General features: G+C 46.5%; 19 protein-coding genes, 1 tRNA gene and 1 rRNA gene. 1 reads left to right on the forward strand and 20 read right to left on the reverse strand.

Annotation, left to right across the window (positions count from 1 at the left end; genetic code table 11):
- The 8 genes from G632_RS0104055 to G632_RS0104090 form a co-directional block, all read right to left on the reverse strand.
- Nucleotides 1-69: ribosomal RNA gene (locus G632_RS0104055) — 16S ribosomal RNA — on the reverse strand; the annotation flags it as partial.
- A gap of 201 nt (nucleotides 70-270) precedes the next feature.
- Nucleotides 271-726, reverse strand: coding sequence for a CvpA family protein (locus G632_RS0104060; protein WP_022767757.1), 456 nt, complete (start codon nucleotides 724-726; stop codon nucleotides 271-273).
- A 9-nt stretch (nucleotides 727-735) separates the two neighbouring features.
- Nucleotides 736-1962 (reverse strand): DUF5711 family protein, encoded by a 1227-nt coding sequence (locus G632_RS0104065; protein WP_022767758.1) that lies wholly within the window; start codon nucleotides 1960-1962, stop codon nucleotides 736-738.
- 32 nt (nucleotides 1963-1994) lie between these two features.
- Complete coding sequence (locus G632_RS0104070) at nucleotides 1995-3038, reverse strand: aldose epimerase family protein (RefSeq protein WP_022767759.1); 1044 nt, start codon at nucleotides 3036-3038, stop codon at nucleotides 1995-1997.
- Between the two features lie 31 nt (nucleotides 3039-3069).
- Nucleotides 3070-3669 carry a recombination mediator RecR gene (recR, locus tag G632_RS0104075; protein WP_022767760.1) on the reverse strand — a complete coding sequence of 200 codons (600 nt, stop codon included), beginning with the start codon at nucleotides 3667-3669 and terminating at the stop codon, nucleotides 3070-3072.
- Entirely contained in the window at nucleotides 3669-4016 is a 348-nt protein-coding gene (locus tag G632_RS0104080; protein WP_022764712.1) for a YbaB/EbfC family nucleoid-associated protein, read from the reverse strand. The genes recR and G632_RS0104080 overlap by 1 nt, the downstream gene beginning before the upstream one ends.
- Nucleotides 4017-4018: 2 nt before the next feature.
- Entirely contained in the window at nucleotides 4019-5620 is a 1602-nt protein-coding gene (dnaX, locus tag G632_RS0104085) for a DNA polymerase III subunit gamma/tau (RefSeq protein WP_022767761.1), read from the reverse strand.
- A 34-nt stretch (nucleotides 5621-5654) separates the two neighbouring features.
- Complete coding sequence (locus G632_RS0104090; protein WP_022767762.1) at nucleotides 5655-6728, reverse strand: 6-phosphofructokinase; 1074 nt, start codon at nucleotides 6726-6728, stop codon at nucleotides 5655-5657.
- A gap of 153 nt (nucleotides 6729-6881) precedes the next feature.
- On the opposite strand from G632_RS0104090, the gene G632_RS0104095 reads away from it, so the two are divergent.
- Nucleotides 6882-6967 (forward strand) — tRNA-Ser (locus G632_RS0104095).
- Nucleotides 6968-7018: 51 nt separating this feature from the next.
- Here G632_RS0104095 and G632_RS0104100 read toward each other — a convergent pair.
- The 12 genes from G632_RS0104100 to G632_RS0104155 form a co-directional block, all read right to left on the reverse strand.
- Nucleotides 7019-7720 carry a LytR/AlgR family response regulator transcription factor gene (locus tag G632_RS0104100; RefSeq protein WP_022767763.1) on the reverse strand — a complete coding sequence of 234 codons (702 nt, stop codon included), beginning with the start codon at nucleotides 7718-7720 and terminating at the stop codon, nucleotides 7019-7021.
- Between the two features lie 15 nt (nucleotides 7721-7735).
- Nucleotides 7736-8479 carry a DUF6033 family protein gene (locus G632_RS0104105; protein ID WP_022767764.1) on the reverse strand — a complete coding sequence of 248 codons (744 nt, stop codon included), beginning with the start codon at nucleotides 8477-8479 and terminating at the stop codon, nucleotides 7736-7738.
- A gap of 54 nt (nucleotides 8480-8533) precedes the next feature.
- Nucleotides 8534-9457: a hypothetical protein gene (locus tag G632_RS0104110; protein WP_022767765.1), complete on the reverse strand. Its 924-nt coding sequence runs from the start codon at nucleotides 9455-9457 to the stop codon at nucleotides 8534-8536.
- Nucleotides 9458-9504: 47 nt separating this feature from the next.
- Nucleotides 9505-10173, reverse strand: a complete 669-nt coding sequence (locus G632_RS0104115; RefSeq protein ID WP_022767766.1) for an NUDIX hydrolase — start codon at nucleotides 10171-10173, stop codon at nucleotides 9505-9507.
- A 66-nt stretch (nucleotides 10174-10239) separates the two neighbouring features.
- Nucleotides 10240-10977, reverse strand: coding sequence for a hypothetical protein (locus G632_RS0104120; protein ID WP_022767767.1), 738 nt, complete (start codon nucleotides 10975-10977; stop codon nucleotides 10240-10242).
- A gap of 52 nt (nucleotides 10978-11029) precedes the next feature.
- Nucleotides 11030-12616 (reverse strand): extracellular solute-binding protein, encoded by a 1587-nt coding sequence (locus G632_RS0104125; RefSeq protein WP_022767768.1) that lies wholly within the window; start codon nucleotides 12614-12616, stop codon nucleotides 11030-11032.
- Between the two features lie 19 nt (nucleotides 12617-12635).
- Entirely contained in the window at nucleotides 12636-13508 is an 873-nt protein-coding gene (locus G632_RS0104130) for a carbohydrate ABC transporter permease (RefSeq protein ID WP_022767769.1), read from the reverse strand.
- 26 nt (nucleotides 13509-13534) lie between these two features.
- Nucleotides 13535-14425, reverse strand: a complete 891-nt coding sequence (locus tag G632_RS0104135; protein WP_022767770.1) for a carbohydrate ABC transporter permease — start codon at nucleotides 14423-14425, stop codon at nucleotides 13535-13537.
- Nucleotides 14422-15522 (reverse strand): ABC transporter ATP-binding protein, encoded by a 1101-nt coding sequence (locus G632_RS0104140; protein ID WP_022767771.1) that lies wholly within the window; start codon nucleotides 15520-15522, stop codon nucleotides 14422-14424. The genes G632_RS0104135 and G632_RS0104140 overlap by 4 nt, the downstream gene beginning before the upstream one ends.
- A gap of 9 nt (nucleotides 15523-15531) precedes the next feature.
- A complete protein-coding gene (locus G632_RS22105; RefSeq protein WP_022767772.1) occupies nucleotides 15532-15702 on the reverse strand; it encodes a DUF6472 family protein in 171 nt (56 codons plus the stop codon).
- Nucleotides 15699-16031 carry a cupin domain-containing protein gene (locus tag G632_RS0104150; protein WP_022767773.1) on the reverse strand — a complete coding sequence of 111 codons (333 nt, stop codon included), beginning with the start codon at nucleotides 16029-16031 and terminating at the stop codon, nucleotides 15699-15701. The genes G632_RS22105 and G632_RS0104150 overlap by 4 nt, the downstream gene beginning before the upstream one ends.
- A gap of 14 nt (nucleotides 16032-16045) precedes the next feature.
- On the reverse strand, nucleotides 16046-17665 hold the full coding sequence (locus tag G632_RS0104155) for an ASKHA domain-containing protein (RefSeq protein ID WP_022767774.1): 1620 nt from the start codon (nucleotides 17663-17665) through the stop codon (nucleotides 16046-16048).
- Nucleotides 17666-17955: the final 290 nt, after the last annotated feature.

Consider the following 17955-nt stretch of genomic DNA (forward strand, 5'->3'; position numbering starts at 1 on the left):
CCGTTCGACTTGCATGTGTTAGGCACGCCGCCAGCGTTCATCCTGAGCCAGGATCGAACTCTCACGTTAAAATAAGTTCAATTCCAGCCAGAACTAAAACGTTAGCTTTCGTTCTGTCCGTTATTACTTTTGGTTTGTTACTTCTGAATAATTCTCTTGGAATTTTTCAGGGTTGCATTACTGTTTATTTGTCAAGGTGCTTTGTTGTCACTGCCTCAGCGACAGCTTATTTAGAATAGCATAGGAGGTTTGGCATGTCAACTACTTTTTTTAATTCTTTATAAAAGTTTTTTGAATGTAGCCAAAAAGCTGATTCCAAGCGGCTATTGCAGGTCCAAAAAGATCGAATCCTGTAATAAATTCAACAATATAAATTATAATAGCAGCTTCTATTCCACCAAGAACTCCTCCAAGCAGTCTGTCCAGCCCTCCTAAAATCGGTATCTCTTTTACCTTGCGAAGCGCACCGGCCAGAGCTGTCATAAGACTGTAAACAAGGAACGCTGCTACCAGGTATCCGATCTTGGGGATAACCTCGCCGAACTTATTACTAAGCACGCTCCCTGTAATACTCATAAGATAGTACACAGCAATGTAAGATGCTATTACAGCAATAAGGCCTGCTGCTTCCGCAAACAGGCCATTATTTGTTCCATATGAGATTCTCCACAGAAACAGACATACCACAACGACGGTGATCACTATCTGTGAAATTTCCAAACTCATTTGTTTCTCCTATTTCAGATTCATGGTAACCACGCTGTTTCCGGTCACCAATGTGAATTTACTTCTGATACCGGTTGGAACCATTGTCCTTACCGGAACTTCAAATTTGTCATGGTACTTAACGTGCCCGTTCATATCCATGATGAGGCACTCGTCTTCATTATATATGATGATCTGCTTGTTATTGAAAATGATCTCCGAGCACTCCATATCAAAGTAGGTAGTAAGTATGCTGTCACCCTTGTCATTGTACACCTGAAGTCTGTACGCTCCATCGGTAGTGCTGTTGGGGAACACAAGGCCCACGTATGATTCACTGTTAAAGACAGACTTTATCTCTTCTTCACCGGTAAAATAATCTGCCTGGCTGACAGGCTTCTGATCTCCCGTGTAAAACATCACTCTGTCATCAGACACAGCAAAGCAGGAACTTGTATTCATAAACTGAACATAAGGAACCACTACTCCCGGATATTCGTATCCGCTTGCATAGTTGTCTATAGAGTTCTGTCCTACAGAGCCAAAGTTAAAGAACGCCACACTGGTCTTAAGAGCGCCTTCGTCAGGATACAGATAGGATACGCACACAAGCTCTGCGTTTGGCGAGATGCTAATGTCAATCGGGTATCCACTGTCCTTCATGGTGGTCTTAAAGTTGGCAATAGTATTGCCTTCTGCATCATAAAGGTAGATCCAGGTTACATCTGTTCCGTCAAGAACTACAGCCACTACGCCCTGGGATGATACACAGAAATCTCTGATAGGAAGATTGGTATCAATAACTCCCATGGAACCTGATGTGCTGTTGACATAAATATTGTGGCCGTTGTAGTCACCAACCGCCACCACCGAGCCACATGTCCTTGCTATAGGGTTCTGCATCTCATAGGTCTGATTCCAGAGAACCTGTCCCGATGGATTAATGCAGCTCACACCATCCTTACTGTACTGAATGACATGTCCGCCAAGGCCCAATACTTTTGAGTCAAGTCCGTTGGTTATAGGTGCTTCGTTCTCAAGAAGAGCCTCCGAATATTCCTTGTCTCTCCAGCTAAGATAGATCAGTGCAACAAGCAGTACGACTACAAAGGTAATGCCGGCGGTCCTGAACAAGACCGCCAGCTTGTGATTTCTTATCTTTTCCTTATAAGAAGGTTCGTCTTCGGAAGACCTCTGACTATAATTCCCGTTATTAACTTTTTCTGCATATGAGGCAAAATCACGTACTTCAGCCAAATGCCAACCTCCAAACGATATCCTTTATTTCTTTATACAAACTGATAAACAGTCTTTGTATCATACTCTCTGTCAGGTCCAAATACACAGTCAGGGAATCCGGCCTCATTGATTGAGTTTGGATAGAACTGTGTCTCAAGGCAGAATCCGTCTCTTGGCACATAAGCCTTTCCGCCCTTGCCGTTTGGATGCTTCAGGAAATTGCCGGCATAGAGCTGGAATCCCGGAAGATCTGTTGAGCACTTCATTGTGATTCCTGTTGCAGGTGCTGTTACCTCGCAGAATACCTTCATTGATCCGTCAGCGCCGTCAATAGCATAGTTGTGATCGTATCCGCCAACAAACTTAAGCTGCTCGTTGTCTGCGTTTATATCCTTGCCGATTGTCTTGGCAACTCTGAAATCGAAAGGTGTTCCCTCTACAGAAGCTATCTCACCTGTAGGAATAGCTGCTGAATCAATAACAGGTGTGTAATGTGATGTGTACATCTTCATGACATGGTCAAGACAGCTTCCTGAGCCCTGACCTGCCAGGTTAAAGTACGCATGGTTTGTCATGTTGATCAGAGTCTTGGCATCACTTGTTGCATGGTAGTGAAGCTCAAGAGCATTGTCATCTGTAAGTGTATATGTGAGCTTAAACTCTCTGTTTCCGGAGAATCCAAGATCTCCGTCGTCAACCTTAAGCGTGAAGGTAACGAAATTCTCGCCCTCTTCAGCGTCCCACACTCTCTTGTGGAAACCGTTGTTCATATCGGTATGAAGATTGTTTGGTCCATCATTGATGGGAAGGATAAACTCTTTTCCATCTATCGAATACTTGGCATTGGCAATTCTGTTTGCTGTAGGTCCTACAGTAGCACCGAGGAAGCAGTCGTTTCCAAAGTACTCCTTGTAGTCATCATAGCCAAGAACAACGTCAACCTTCTCGCCGTTCTTGTCAGGTACAAAGATATTTCTGATAGTACAACCGTAGTTGAGAACGCATACCTCAACACCGGACTGGTTGGTCAAATGATACACATAGATAGGTGCACCACTTGGAGCCTCTCCCCAAAACTCTCTTTTTACTGCCATTTGTGACCTCCTTAATCGCTTGCGCCACGCCTTATAGCTCTGTTCTTCCCTCAAGAGCACGAAGGAGCGTGACTTCATCAATGTATTCCAAGTCGCCCCCGACAGGTACTCCGCTGGCTATCCTTGTAACCTTGATTCCTGTGGGTTTGACAAGTTTACTGATATACATAGCTGTTGTTTCACCTTCAAGGGATGAGTTTGTGGCGATGATCACTTCGTCAACATCCTCTTCCTGAAGCCTCTTCATAAGCTCAGTGAGCCTGATATCTCCGGGCCCTATTCCAAGCATAGGAGAAATCGCCCCGTGAAGTACGTGGTAGACACCCTCGTACTTGCCGGTTTTCTCATAGGCTGCCAGGTCCCTTGCATTCTCCACAACCATGATTGTGTGATGATCACGGTTCTGGTTGCTGCAGATAGGGCATATATCCTCATCGGTGAGAGTACAGCATACCTCGCAATAGTGCACGTTCTCTCTGGCATCCACGATAGAATCCGCCAATTTCTTAACTCTGTCCTTGGGCAGATTTATCAGGTAAAAAGCCAGTCTCTGAGCGGACTTGCCCCCGATTCCCGGGAGGGCTGCCAGTTCTTCAATTAAACGGTTGATATGTCCGCTGTATAATTCCATTAAAATCCAAGGCCTCCGCCTAATCCGCCTGTCATCTTATTCATCATTGCGCCGCTGGCTTCATCAGCCTGCTTCATAGCCTCGTTGACAGCTGCAACGATCATATCCTGGAGCATCTCCACATCATCGGGATCAACTGCATCGGGTGAGATTGTGATGCTCTTTAAAGTCTTGTTTCCCATAACGGTAGCCTCTACAGCTCCGCCACCTGCCTTGGCAGTAAACTCCTTGGTCTCGAGCTCTTTCTGGCTCTCCTCCATCTGGCGCTGCATTCTCTGCGCCTGCTTCATAAGGTTCTGCATGTTACCGGGCATTCCGCCGCCGGGAAATCCGCCTCTTTTTGCCATTGTTAATTCTCCTCTTCTTCATCTTCTGTTACAACATCAAAATTGATGGATTGTAAGTTTACGTAATTCTCCTCGAAATTCTGGGTGGGTTCGAGGAATCTGGCCTCATACTCAACGTGCTTGCCGATTATGGCATCCAGTGTATCCTGGAACTCCTGCACAAACTCTCCGCTTGAGTATTTGTCTGCCAGCTGTTTATTATCAAAAACCACCTGAAGTCTGTCATCATTGCCAAGGCTAAGCTTAGCTCTCTGCATGTAAGTCTTCATGGGGTTACCCATTCTTGCTACGGCCTGTGGCCAGCTTTTAACAAGCTTTTGTATATCTTCGGGAACAGCCCTCTCTAAGGTCTTCTTCTCTTTTACCACCGGCGAAGCCGCCATACCTGCGCCTCCTGCTGATGCTACTGCGATCTGTCCCGTCTGAATTCCGCTAAGGACCTTGCTGTTCTTCTCATCGTGCTCCTCTAAGATCCTGAGCCTGTCTTCGAAGGAGTCCTGTTCATCCTTGTCCATCTGCGGTTTGCAGAGCCTTATGAGCGTGATCTCTATGAGTATCCTCTTCTGTGTCGCATACCTGATGTTTGCACTAAGCTCGGAAAAGATCCTTATGAATCTTAAAATTGCATCGCTGCTAACACCTGCTGCCTGTTCCTTGAGCATCTTAAGATTGTCGGTTGAAATATCAACCACGTCCTCCATCTGATCGGAAGCCTGTACCAGCATGAGGTTTCTGAGGTACCATACAAAGTCGTTAACAAATTGTGTGAGCTCCCTACCCTGGATAACTACATCCGACAAGATTGTCAGAGCCTTGTTTACATCCTGCTCGTAGAGCGCGGAAAAGAGATTGCTGAATACCTCAGTGTCTACCGCACCCAGAACTCCCAGGACCTTGTCATAGGTGAGCTCTTCGCCGTAGTTAAAGGCTATGCACTGATCAAGAAGACTTAGTGAATCTCTCATGGATCCGTCCGCAGTCTTGGCGATGTATCTAAGGGCCTTGTCCTCAACCTTTATACCCTCTGCGTCAACTACTGTTCTGAGCCTTCCCTCGATATCATCGATGGTAATCCTGTGGAAGTCGTATCTCTGGCACCTTGAGAGAATAGTGATGGGGATCTTGTGGACCTCCGTGGTTGCCAGGATGAACAGAACGTATTCCGGCGGCTCCTCAAGGGTTTTCAGGAGCGCGTTAAAAGCACCGGCGGATAACATGTGTACCTCGTCGATGATGTAAACCTTCTTTTTGCCTCTGGTTGGGGAGTAGGAGACCTCGTCAATGATCTCTCTGACATTATCAACGCCGTTGTTGGACGCAGCATCGATCTCGATGACGTTCATGCTGTTGCCGGCTGCGATCTCCTTGCACATAGCGCATTCACCGCAGGGACTTCCGTCCACAGGGTGCTCGCAGTTAACCGCCTTGGCCAAAATCTTTGCAACAGAAGTCTTACCTGTTCCACGAGTTCCGCAGAACAGGTAAGCATGTCCAACTCTGTCCGATCTGATCTGATTCTTGAGCGTTGTAATTATATGATCCTGGCCTTTGACATCCTCAAAGACCGGGGGTCTGAATTTCCTGTATAGTGCTACATAACCCATTGTAAAAAACTACTCCAACAAAACTTTAAATCACTTAATCCCCGAAGCATACACCAAGCATCTTGGCTTCCTTGATGATGCTGGCATCCGGCGAAACGTATTTCAGCTTGCCGGCGATCTCGGAAAGAGGTACCTTAACGATCTCCCTGTTCTTGTAAGCTACCATGAAGCCGTATTCCTTGTTAAGGATGAGCTGTCCGGCTTCTGCTCCAAGTCTTGATGCAAATACACGGTCATAAGGATCCGGAGCTCCGCCCCTCTGCATGTGTCCGGGAACGGTTACTCTTACCTCATGTCCTGTCTTTTTCTGAATTGCTTCTGCTATCTCGTAGGATACTGAAGGGTACTTGTAGTTGGCCATCTTCTCCTTGTATTCCTTCTTGGAGAGTTTGGCGTCCTTCTTGGAGATAGCGCCCTCTGCAACAGCGATGATGGTAAATCTGCTGCCTCTTGCATCTCTTGCCTCGATGGCGTCACAGATCTTGCCGATGTCATAAGGAATCTCAGGGATGAGGATAACGTCTGCACCGCCGGCAAGGCCTGCGTTCAGAGTAAGCCATCCAACCTTATGTCCCATAACTTCGATGATGAATACACGGCCATGGGAGTCAGCTGTTGTATGGATATTATCGATAACATTGGTTGCAACGTCAACGGCACTCTGGAAACCAAAGGTCATATCTGTGCCCCAAAGATCATTATCAATTGTCTTCGGAAGAGATACTACATTAAGTCCCTCTTCTGAAAGGAGGTTAGCGGTCTTCTGTGAGCCGTTTCCTCCGAGAACCACAAGGCAGTCCAGCTGAAGCTTGTAGTAATTCTGCTTCATAGCCTCTACCTTATCAAGTCCGTTCTCATCAGGTTCTCTGATCGTCTTAAAAGGTGTTCTGGAGCTACCAAGAATAGTTCCGCCCTTTGTCAGGATTCCTGAAAAGTCCTTGGAGGTAAGCATTCTGAAATCGCTGTAGATGAGTCCTCTGTAGCCGTTCTTGAAGCCATAGAACTCAACTTCCTCACCACTGTGCGCAATACACTTAACAACGCCGCGCATTGCTGCATTCAAAGCCTGACAGTCACCACCGCTAGTCAACATACCAATTCTCATCATGTGAAAAAGGCCTCCTTTGAATATTCAAATTTGTAAATGCACACTACTAGTAATTATACATTAATACAGTCCATACTGCCAAGTAATCTGGTTGACTCACAGCCATTAAAAAAGTATAATAAAAAACGCTTCGGAGCATCGTCCGAAGCGCATGGAGACGTATCAAAGTGGTCGTAATGAGGCGCACTCGAAATGCGTTTGTCCTCCGGGGCACGCGGGTTCGAATCCCGCCGTCTCCGCTTTTATCCAATTAAAGCTCCCACAATCTGTGGGAGCTTTCACTTTTTTATTTAGAATGTGTATTTAAGTACCAACTCGCTAAGGCTTCTGTAAGTTCCTCTTGGCACCGAGAACTCTTTTCCGTTCTCCATAACAACCGAGTCCTTGGTGATCTTTAAAACTCTCTTGAGATTTATAATGCTCTTGACTCCCATGGCATAGAAGTGAGGATAATCAAGGCTTTCCTGAAGAGCCTGCATGGTACTTCTGATCAGGAAACTGTCATCGCCGGTTACAATCCTCTTGTAATGATCCTCAGACTCCACGTACAGAATATCATCCATTAAAACCTTGTGGACCTCTCCGCTCTCCCTGAAGGTTAAATAGTGATCTTCCTCTTCCTCAGTGCAGACCCTGTCCATGGCTTCAAAGAACTCTTCCTGCAGAATAGGTTTTTCGAGATAATGAACTGCATGGATCCTGAAGGCATCTTTGTAAAATGCATTTGAGGATGTCATGAAAATGATATGGGCATTCTCATTGTTCTTCATTATGGTCTCAGCCAGCTCTATACCGTTGATCTTATCAATATAGATATCCAGCAAAAAAATATCGTAGACCTTCTTTTCCATCGCACCCAGAAGATCTAAGGACGTGTAAAAGATATCCACGCTAAATTCAAGGCCGCTGTGAGCTGCCTTATATTTTTCCAAAAGCTCTGCCGCCTCAGCAGCAGAGCTTTTCTCATCATCGCATATCGCCAGTTTGTACATATAACCCCCGAATTGTCAGCCTTTAAAATCTATGGACTGTCCAATACTCTTCTCATACGGCGTCTGAACGGAATCCGCTCTCAGACTGAAATTGTAATTCTCGATCTTCTTGACCAGTTCCTCCACGGAATCTGCCTGCAAGATAACGTAATCTTCGTCATCATCAGGCACCTTGTCGGATTTATCGAGATGCCCTTCCCGGAGCTTCTCCATCTGCTCCTTTTTGGCTTCCTTCTTGGCCTCGGCCTTTTCTGCAGCCTTCTTCTCTGCTCTCTTGGCAGCAAGCTTCTCAGTCATATCCTGATTGGACTTGCTCATTACAGCGAAGAACGATGCTGTTCCGTTGTCATTAACCTGCATTCCGATGGTCTTAACACCGGGCTGATTAGCCATAACGGACTTAAGCTGTGGCATCTGTGATTGAGCCTTTGCAATAAGGCCTTCGTATTTTGCACGATAATTCTCGTCAGTGGCCATTCTCTCGATCTTCTCTTCATCGATGAGAACTACCATTCTGTTTGCATTGCCATAGGAGCTGGCATTCTGCTTGGCAACTTCCTTCATGTCTTTACTGACAAGAACGAAGTCCATGCCTGAATATTTTTTCTTAAGTTCTTCGTAGTATTTAGCACCCGCTTCACTAAGCTGGGGCTTTCCGACAGTTTTGCCGTAGTTACCGGGCTTTGTGGCACTCTGAGTTTTATTGGCCTCAAGAGCAGCGCCAGTATTAGCAGCAGTGATCTCAGAAATATTGCTCATGGTTCCCTCCTTTTCTCGAGTATAGTCTCGCTAGCATCCTTGCTATCAAATCAATTATTCTACCTTGTCACCTGTCTTGGCATCGTATGTTGATGACTCCAGCACTTCACCTGTCTCATACAATACCTTTGAGAATGTTATCTCATTTTTCTTCTTGTCATACTCTGTCTTATATGTATATCGGATGTTTTCATCAAGAACTTCACGGTCTCCGAGCCACATTGGGCAGAAAAATTCAAATCCGTCTCCTGACTGAACATCCACCATCTTGTTGGAAACCTCTACGGATACGCCCTCATCGGTTAAAAGAGTGTGCTCAAAGTCGCCATAATCTCCAATCTCGGCGTCTTCTCTTCCGATAGTACTGAGGTACTCCTCAGCATAAGCCCTATCCTGTTTGTTCAGCTCATTCCTGTCATCATCCTCGATGGTGATGCATCTGCTCCAGAGTTTCTCAGGGAAGTTCTCCTTGATTGAATCAACAAAGTTGCTTCCGTCTTCAGCCTCTACGATTGATATGAATTCATAGGTTCCGTCTTCATTGGCCTTAACTGTTACGACTGCAGGGATAACACCTGAACCTGCGCATCTTACAAAGTTGCCGTCCTGGAACTCGTAAGCTCCGAAAGTCTCAAGCACATAGCACTTTATCTCGCCGTTCTCATCAGGCTCTTCCTTGTCCATAAGGATATGGCCCTCGCCCTGAGTCTCGCCTGCCTTATAAAGGTTGTTGATGGTTATAAGGATTCCGTTTCCGATGGTCTCATCGAGATCTGCAGTGATGAGCGGATCTGAAACTTCTTCTGTAGCTGCATCTGAAGGCTCCGGGGCAGGTGCCTCTACGCTGGCCTCCTCAGTTGATGCCTCTGTAGTGGCTTCGGGCACTTCTTCTACAGGTGCATCCTTTTTACCACAGCCAGCCATCATGGCAGCTGATAAAACTGTAATCAAAAATACCGCCAAAAGTCTGTTTTTCATAATTTTACCCTCCTCTAGGTAATTTCAATTATATAAAGAAATCACCCTTATTTCCATAAACCTGATATAAAATAAATCAGCGCAGACCAGGTATATACAGAGTAAAAATGCCCTTTGTCATCTACTCCCTTCTTCAAAATTTCTTTTGCCTTATCCTCATTTACCAGTTCGAACCCGTCAAAGCACTCCTGGCCAAGAGCGCCGGTCTGATCCAGCATATCAAGGTTATCGAGGTGGAGCTTAACGCAGACAAGGCCGTTGCTCTCATCAGTCATTCCGGGCGAGCTGAACAGAAGCGGATTTATAACAAAGAGTTCATCTCTGTTTTCATCCACCACAATGCCTGTCTCCTCGAAGATTTCGCGCTTTGCTGTCTCGATCAGGGGATTTTCTTTTTCTTTATCCTCAGGATCCACAAGTCCTGCAGGGACACTTAGAAGGAGCCTTCCTGTGGGATATCTGAACTCATAGGAGAAAAGAAGCTGTGGCTCTTTGCCGGGAAGCTCCACGATAACAACGCAGCTTACGGCGTCCGGGATCATGGCCTTAAACTCATCCTCGGTCATAGGTGCAACCAGATTTTCGAGCGATCTTCTTGAGGCATCAAAATAGTGCTTTCCCTCTTCGTACTTTAAGTCGTATACCCGGAGAAACTTCTTGTCTACTACATTCTCAACACATTCCTTTGTGATCTTTGGCATTTTATTTGTTTCCATAATTGTCCCCTTTTTGCATAAAAGCCCCATAGTTCCTAGAACCATGGGGCTAGTTTGTGCCTTTGATTACTTAACTGTAACCTTTGTGATGTGAGGATTTGCACCCTCGTACCAGTAGAGGAATCCCTCCATATCTACAGTCTGACCGATCTCAAGGCCCTGAACAGCCTTGTAAACCTCTGTGTCAGCGCCGCAAAGGTAAGACTCTACTGTAAATGTATATGTCTGGCCGTTAACAGAAGCGTTGAAGTAAAGGTCATCGCCCTCTGTTCCTGAGCCGTCCCACTTGTAAAGGTAAGCTACATCTGCTCCGTTTGCATCCTTTGAAGGCTCGATTGTAAGGCCCTTGAATGCTGCAAAAACGTTCTGCTTGTCGACAAGCTCATCCTTGCCAAGAAGTCCTGTAACGTCCTGTGCCTTAGCAACATAGGTGTCACCACTCTCGATCTCGTAAGTTGCGTCAACGATCTCAACTTCGCCTGACCACTCTGACTTGTAACCTGTAACCTTGATCTTTGTTCCGGGAACAAGCTTGTTGTACTCATCCTCTGTGCAAGGAAGCTCATAGATGAAGTATCCGCCGTCAGCATCCTGAGTGTAGATGGTTGCCTTGTTCTCCCACCATGACTGCTTAGCCTGAACATAAGTCTCAACAACTACTTCAGAATCAAGCTCAGCTGCTGCGTATTCAGCGTAAGTCATAACGCCCTCGCTCTTAGCTGACTTGCCACTTCCTGAAGCCCCGCATGCCGCAGTCGACAGAGCGACTACCATAGTAAGTACTACTGCCAATGTCTTTTTCATAATTTTTCTCCTTTTGTGTGTGCTACTGTTTTAGCAAAATGATTATAGCACATTATTTTTTCTTGTTGTATTCCCTAAAGGCGACAAGCCCTATCAAAGCCCACGCCAGAACAAGTACTGTTAAAAGAGCTTTCGACGCACCGGAAAGTGGTCCCAAAGCTTTTTTCTCACCGGAAGAAGCGCCTGCGCTCCTCTGATCCAGGTGGTAGAGCGACTTAACCTCTTTGTACTGAGCTTCTATGAAGGCGTCATCAACAGTCTTTTTTCTGCGGACAGACTTTGTCACGTTTTCTATGAGCTGTCCCGCCGCGTCCCTGACTGAAGCTGAGCCGTTAAACACCTCGGTCACGAAGGTGTTTTTGGTGTTATCCATAAGAAGTTTAACTGCCTTGATCTTTACGTCATAATGCTCAGAGTTGTCCTCTCCCTCTTTTGCAAGGTACTCCTGATACTCAGGGCTGTTCTGCGCCTTGGTGGTCACCGGAATATACCCCTCTGTCTTGGAGTAAGCTATCTGTACATCGTTAGTCAAAAGATATTGTGCAAACATCCAGGATGCCAGAACCTGCTGGGGGTCTTTCTTATTGAAGATGCAAAGAGAAGGGCCCTGGGAGATCATCTTAAGATCCGAAGTATCATACTGCGGAACCGGCAACACTTTAGTTTCAAAATCCACAACCTTATCCGGTGCGATATCAAGAAGAGGCGCTTTGCTGCCCATCCAGGTTGAGCCTGCAGTTGAATCAATGGCAAAGATGCACTGTCCGGCATTTAAAAAGTTTGCCGGATATCCGGATATCTTGAAGGTGGAAAAAGCCCCGGTTTCTGTGTGCTGCGCAACGGTCTTTAAAATGTCTTTTGTATCATCGTTAAAAAGAAGGGCGTTTCCGTCACTGTCGGTGTAAGGCGCATCTTCCTGCCTTAGCATTGTGATCAGCATGTTGTCTGTGGACTTGTAGATTACAGGGATCAAGACGTTCTGTCCGTTTACTTTATAGGTTCCGTCTTCGTTTTTCTCTGTAGCTGCCTCGGCTACCTCCCACATAAAGTCCCAGGTAAGGACTTCAGGAAGGGTAAAGCCAAGCTTCTCTACATAAGTCTCATTAACGTAACAAGCCTCGGTGGATCTCATAAAGGGAAGCGCATAGTGGCTTTCCCCGATGAGTCCTTCATCAAGGAACTCGGTTACGATCTCATCCTTACCGGGTGAGTCGTATTTAAGCTCACTTCCTCCAAGGCCGTACCTGGCATCTGACATGAGGTCATCAAGCGGCACTACAACGTTATTGCCCGTAAGGTAAGTTGCGATGTGGTCCGGGTAAGTTATGCAGACATCCGGAGTGGTGCCTGTTGAAATGTTGGTAATAACATCGTTGTATATCTTGCCGTAATCGGTGTAGAGACGCAGGTTTACTGTGATGTTTGGATATAGCTTCTCAAAGTCCTCTATGGCCTGCGCGTAAATCCTGCTCTGCACAACGTTGGTGTCGTTCTTGGCCCAGAAGGTGATCTGTATTTGTTTGTTTTCATCAAAGCTCTCAGGAATCTCAAAAGCTTTGTTGGCCTTGGCTCCATGGCATCCGGTAAGCAGCATCGCACCTGCTGCCAGCGCCATCGCCATAACTCTAATCTTCTTCATACTGTTCCTCACACAAAGCTCAGCCCTTGGTTCCGCCGCGAGCTACACCCTCCATTATCTTCCTCTTGAAGATCAGGAAAAGAACTACCAGCGGGAGCGAGATCACTACAACCGCAGCCATCATGGCAGGTACGTTTTCTCTTCCGAAGCCGTTTTCTCTGATCTCCTGGATTCCGTTGGATACCAGGAAGTAATTCTTGTCATCGGTAATGAGTCTTGGCCATACGTAGCTGTTCCAGCACTCAATAACTTTAAGGATAACGATGGTCACCAGCGTTGGCCTTGATATCGGGATCATAACCCTGAACAGATATCTCATATCCGAGGTTCCGTCCACCTTGGCTGCCTTGTAGAGTTCCTCCGGGATCAGCTCGAAATTCTCCTTGAGCAGATAAATATAGAACACCGAAGTAACCGACGGCAGGATAAGACCCAGATAAGTATTGCGCAGATCAAGGTTTGTTATGGTCACGAAATTCGTTATGATGACCAGCTCATTAGGTATCATCATGAGAGAAAGAAACATTGAAAAGACAATGTCTTTTCCCTTAAAATCAAGTCTCGCGAAAGCAAAAGCCGCAAAGATAACGACAATCATCATAAGGCCTGTTGTGACAACGGTAAATATCAGTGTGTTCAGGAAGTACCTTGCAAGAGGCACTGCCGTGAAGGCCTGAATATAGTTTGCCGTGGTGGGACTTAAGGTATAGAACTTCGGAATGTACTCAGAGTTGTACGATCCATAGCTCTTTACCGAAGTAAGTATCATCCAGTAAAACGGAAACAGCACCAAAAGCGCCCAGAGCGCCAGGAAAAAGTACCTTAGCACTGTTCTTGCAGTCTCTTTTATTCTGCTTTCTTTCTCAAGTTTTTTTACTTGCGTTTTGTCCATTTATACAGGTTCCTCTTAAAGCTCTTTTAATTGTAGAACACAGTCTTTCTGCTGACCATGAGGTTGATGGTGGTGATGGTGAATACGATGGCAAACAGTATCAGGGCTGCTGCCGATGCAAAGGACGGATATCCGCCGCTGTTGCCGTAGAGCATGTCGTAAACGTAGCCAACGATGGTATTCATACCCGCTGCATTAAGGTCCGTCCCAAAAAGAGCCACCTCATCGCTGTAGGCTTTGAACGCTCCGATAAATCCTGTGATCACCAGGTAGAAGACCATGGGCGATATCATCGGAAGCGTGATCTTGTAGAAGATCCTGAAGGGCGATGTGTTGTCCACCTTGGCTGCCTTGTAATACATCGGGTTCACCGATGCCAGGGCGCTGGTCAGGATCAGGATCTTGAAGGGCATAACGATCCATATGGTGTAAAAGCACATAACGAACATCTTGGCCCAGTAGGGACCGTCGATGAAATCCACGCCCTTTCCGCCAAAGAACTGTATCAGTATATTTACGAGACCGTCGGAGTAAGGCGTCTTCTTAAAGAGGATCATGAAGACAAGTCCCACAGCCAAAGTATTTGTCACATAGGGGAGAAAATAAACCGTCTGAAAGAAATTCCTGATGTGCCGAATCTTACTGAGCTCCAAGGAAATCAAAAGAGCGATTCCGGTAGAAAGCGGAACCGTAATAATAACGATAATGAAGGTGTTCTTCAGGGCCTGAATGAAGTACGGGTCGTGAAGGACATAGTTGTAGTTATAAAGCCCAACGCCGAAATAGCTCTGGGATGCGAAGTTATAACCCTCTTCAAAGGAATAGATGAAAACATCCACAAGAGGGTAAACCATAAATACCAAAAGAAAGGCCAGCGCAGGAAGAAGACACAGCCAGGCCGTCAGATTCTTCTTCATGACTTAATCCGTATCCTTTCCTCACTGATCCTGTCGAATAATTTAACTTTAAAAGGCTTAAGGGAAAATCTCACGATTCCGTCTACCGGCGTAACATCTTCTTCCGAAGGAATGATTGCCCTTATGTTCTCGCCCTCAAAAAGCTTGTGGGATGCGATAACACTGGTATCGCGGCCCATAACTTCCCTGTTTATAAACGTGCATGACAATGGTCCGTCAGGGTCAACAATAAAGCCCTCGGGTCTTACTGCAACGAAGACGTCTCTGTCCCCTGCCCCCTTGGCATCCATAACCGCCTCGTCTCCGATGTACACCTTCTCACCCTTTATGGCGCCTTCAAACACGTTGATCTGCGGAGTTCCAAGGAACATGGCAACAAACAGGTTCTCCGGCTCGTCGTAAACTTCCTGGGGTTTACCCATCTGCTGAAGAACGCCGTCTTTCATAACAACGATTATATCTGAAATGCTCATGGCCTCTTCCTGGTCATGGGTTACAAACACAGTAGTGATGCCTGTTTTAACCTGGATGTGCTTTATTTCTTCTCTGGTCTTGAGCCGCAGTCTCGCATCAAGGTTTGAGAGGGGCTCATCCAGTAAAAGAACTTTAGGGACCTTTACCAGTGCTCTGGCAATGGCCACTCTCTGCTGCTGTCCGCCGGACATCTCATTGGGTTTTCTGTCAAGAAGCGCCTCGATCTGAACGAGCCTGGCAGCTGCCTGGACCTTCTCTTCCATTTCTTCCTTGGAGAGCTTTTTGTCTCCGCGAAGGTTCTCAAGAGGAAATCTGATATTCTGCCTTACGGTCAGATGCGGATAGAGGGCGTAGTTCTGGAAAACCAGTCCCACTCCCCTGTTCTCGGGTTCAAGGTCCGTAACATCAAGGTCCTCAAAATATATTCTTCCTTCCGTGGGCTTCTCGAGTCCGCAGATAAGATTCAGCGCGGTACTCTTACCACAGCCGGAAGGCCCCAAAAGCCCCACCAGTTTACCGTCAGGAATCGTGAAGTTGAAGTCAGAGACAGCAACCACCTCATCTTTTATCTTCCTATTCCTGTTGGGAAACCTCTTTGTGAGGTGCTCAAATACTATTTTCATACTCTCCCCTCAGATCTGGTGTCTTACAACCTTGTACTCATCGCCGTCCTGGTAATAAGGGCACTCCTTATTATTGCCGGACATGAGCCTGTAGTAGTCGTCCTCATCCATGTTCACCATACAGGTGTAACACTCCCAGTCCTCATCATACACATAATTTGCGCAGCTGTCGCAGATCATACAAAATCCTCTCTCATGGGATTAAAGATATCCAGAAGAATTCCGGCTTCAAGACATACGCATCCGTGAACCACATCGTTCATCTTGAGCATGGTGTCTCCGGCTTCCACGATCTTTTTTACCCCATCAATCTCAAACTCAAATTTGCCGCTTACAATATAAGTGATCTGGGTGTGTGGGTGGTGGTGAAGTGCTCCTATTGCTCCTTTCTCAAAGGTGTTCTCAACACACATGAGGTCCTTACTGTATGCAAGAACGCGCCTTATCACGCCGTTTCCCTGATCTTCTGCCTTAACATCCTTATGAAATACCCATCTCTCGTCTATCATTTTCTCATCCTCCGTCAAAAGTTCATTGCTGCGATATAGTCCTCATCAAATCCGTCCGTGGTTGCCAGTTCGGTTACCACAGCGCTTTCGGTTATGAGGTCAAGTTTCGCTGCCCCATCAGTTTCTTTTTCCCACCCGGAGAGGACACATGCTGTATACTGCGCAGCGCCTCTGAGTGCAGAGTTTCCGATTGCTACTATCTTACCATCAAATTCCCTTGGAAACATACGTAATTCTTCTACATTTTCTGGTGATATTTTACTTCCAAATCCTCCGGAAACATAGACCTTATCGGGAATATCTCCGTTTAAAAGAGTCTTTGCGCCGGTGTAAATCGCAGCCTTAGCCAGCTGGACGTTTCTGATATCCTGCTGTGTGAATCTTATTTTGCCGTCTTTGGTCAGCGGAAAGCCATCATCGAAGTACTCATCTGTTAAAAGACCTGTCTCATCAGCGATGTGATTTTTGACAAGTTCGGAGGTTATCTCCATAACGCCTGTTCCGCAGATGCCGATGGGTTCTGCGTCGCCGATGGTATGGATGGTCACATGGTGATCTGTTTTATCTATTGTTATGTGGTCGATGGCGCCGGGAATTGATGCTGTTCCGCAGCTGATGCCACCTGCCTCAAACACAGGCCCAGCGGCGGCTGAAGTGACTTTCAGGTTTTCTCCGTCGTAGAAAGCCATCTCACCGTTGGTCCCAAGGTCAAGGAAAAAGAACTTTTCATCATCGGTAAGTTCCAGGGTGAAGAGTCCGGCTACGATGTCTGCGCCCACAAAGGCTGATATTCCGGGAAGGATTGTTAAGCTGATGTCCGGGATGTTATCAAGGATTATGTCAGATAGCATCCACTCTTTTTCCAAATGCTCTGCTATGTACGGATAACTGCCAAGGCTTTTCGGATCATTGCCGGCAAGGAGGTAAAGCATGGTTGTGTTGCCAGTTATGGTTATGGCCTTTAGGTCCGGGTTTTGACCGATATAGGTGATGCTTCCGGCTGTCGTCAGCTCTTTTATCAGATTCTCTATATCTGTGACTACGGTTCTGCGAAGGGCCTCTCGTGTCTCCTCATCCTCCGCAGCTGAAATTCTTGATATGACATCAGCTCCATAGCGGCGCTGGGAATTGATGCAGCTGGCGGTCTGAAAGACCTTGTAGCCGGGATTGTCCGAAGTGGTTGATATCAGGGCTGCGGCGATGGTGGTTGTGCCGAGGTCGATGGCAATGCCGTAGGATCTTGTCGTTTCACCATCATGGCCTGTTGGCTTGCCCAGCTTACCGGGAGAATTTACCGGCTCATCGTCTAAAGTCAGCGCAGATATGTCATGTTCCTTGGCACTTTCAAGAAGCTCCACCTCGCAGTCTTCATAGACCACGGTTCTGCAGAGGATTCTGATTCCTTCTTCCGTCTCTTCATCCGTCAGGAACTTCTCCTCGAAACTGCCGGGAATTGGCGCGCCTTTCAGGAACTTGATCCTGCATCTTCCACACCTTCCTGCCCCTGCGCAGGGAAGCGAGTACACGATTCCCGCTCTGTCGAGGATTGCCTTTAGGCGCTCACCCTTTGTGGCAGCGACGGTTTGCACTTTTCCATATTCATTTATGGTAACCGTAATCTCTTTTGCCCTCATATACACTAAGTGTAGTAACTGTGGCTTTTAGAGTCAATGGGGACGGTTCTCTTTGACTCCTTTTGAGTCACCGGGGACGTTTCAGTTTGACTCACTTTTTGATCCCTGGGGACGGAGTCAGGGGATCATTTTTGAGCCCTGGGGACGGAGTCAGTGGCTCATTTTCATCTGGAACACGGAAATATGCATCACAAAATAGGATATATCACCCTATTAATTGGAACCGATTTTTTAAAAGCATCACAAAAATTTTATATGACAAACTAGTTGGGTTTCCAACCAAGACTTAT

It is taken from the genome of Butyrivibrio sp. NC2007 (genome assembly GCF_000421405.1).
In the GTDB taxonomy this organism is placed as follows: Bacteria; Bacillota; Clostridia; order Lachnospirales; family Lachnospiraceae; genus Butyrivibrio.

Excerpts from the sequence above, each read along its gene's own strand:
- G632_RS0104110 (WP_022767765.1), bottom strand. The coding sequence starts at position 9,457 with ATGAAAAACAGACTTTTGGCGGTATTTTTGATTACAGTTTTATCAGCT.
- recR (WP_022767760.1), bottom strand. The coding sequence starts at position 3,669 with ATGGAATTATACAGCGGACATATCAACCGTTTAATTGAAGAACTGGCA.
- G632_RS0104115 (WP_022767766.1), bottom strand. The coding sequence starts at position 10,173 with ATGGAAACAAATAAAATGCCAAAGATCACAAAGGAATGTGTTGAGAAT.
- G632_RS0104155 (WP_022767774.1), bottom strand. The coding sequence starts at position 17,665 with ATGAGGGCAAAAGAGATTACGGTTACCATAAATGAATATGGAAAAGTG.
- G632_RS0104135 (WP_022767770.1), bottom strand. The coding sequence starts at position 14,425 with ATGAAGAAGAATCTGACGGCCTGGCTGTGTCTTCTTCCTGCGCTGGCC.
- G632_RS0104060 (WP_022767757.1), bottom strand. The coding sequence starts at position 726 with ATGAGTTTGGAAATTTCACAGATAGTGATCACCGTCGTTGTGGTATGT.
- G632_RS0104140 (WP_022767771.1), bottom strand. The coding sequence starts at position 15,522 with ATGAAAATAGTATTTGAGCACCTCACAAAGAGGTTTCCCAACAGGAAT.
- dnaX (WP_022767761.1), bottom strand. The coding sequence starts at position 5,620 with ATGGGTTATGTAGCACTATACAGGAAATTCAGACCCCCGGTCTTTGAG.
- G632_RS0104130 (WP_022767769.1), bottom strand. The coding sequence starts at position 13,508 with ATGGACAAAACGCAAGTAAAAAAACTTGAGAAAGAAAGCAGAATAAAA.
- G632_RS0104120 (WP_022767767.1), bottom strand. The coding sequence starts at position 10,977 with ATGAAAAAGACATTGGCAGTAGTACTTACTATGGTAGTCGCTCTGTCG.
- G632_RS0104100 (WP_022767763.1), bottom strand. The coding sequence starts at position 7,720 with ATGTACAAACTGGCGATATGCGATGATGAGAAAAGCTCTGCTGCTGAG.
- G632_RS0104105 (WP_022767764.1), bottom strand. The coding sequence starts at position 8,479 with ATGAGCAATATTTCTGAGATCACTGCTGCTAATACTGGCGCTGCTCTT.
- G632_RS0104090 (WP_022767762.1), bottom strand. The coding sequence starts at position 6,728 with ATGATGAGAATTGGTATGTTGACTAGCGGTGGTGACTGTCAGGCTTTG.
- G632_RS0104125 (WP_022767768.1), bottom strand. The coding sequence starts at position 12,616 with ATGAAGAAGATTAGAGTTATGGCGATGGCGCTGGCAGCAGGTGCGATG.
- G632_RS0104080 (WP_022764712.1), bottom strand. The coding sequence starts at position 4,016 with ATGGCAAAAAGAGGCGGATTTCCCGGCGGCGGAATGCCCGGTAACATG.
- G632_RS0104070 (WP_022767759.1), bottom strand. The coding sequence starts at position 3,038 with ATGGCAGTAAAAAGAGAGTTTTGGGGAGAGGCTCCAAGTGGTGCACCT.
- G632_RS0104150 (WP_022767773.1), bottom strand. The coding sequence starts at position 16,031 with ATGATAGACGAGAGATGGGTATTTCATAAGGATGTTAAGGCAGAAGAT.
- G632_RS22105 (WP_022767772.1), bottom strand. The coding sequence starts at position 15,702 with ATGATCTGCGACAGCTGCGCAAATTATGTGTATGATGAGGACTGGGAG.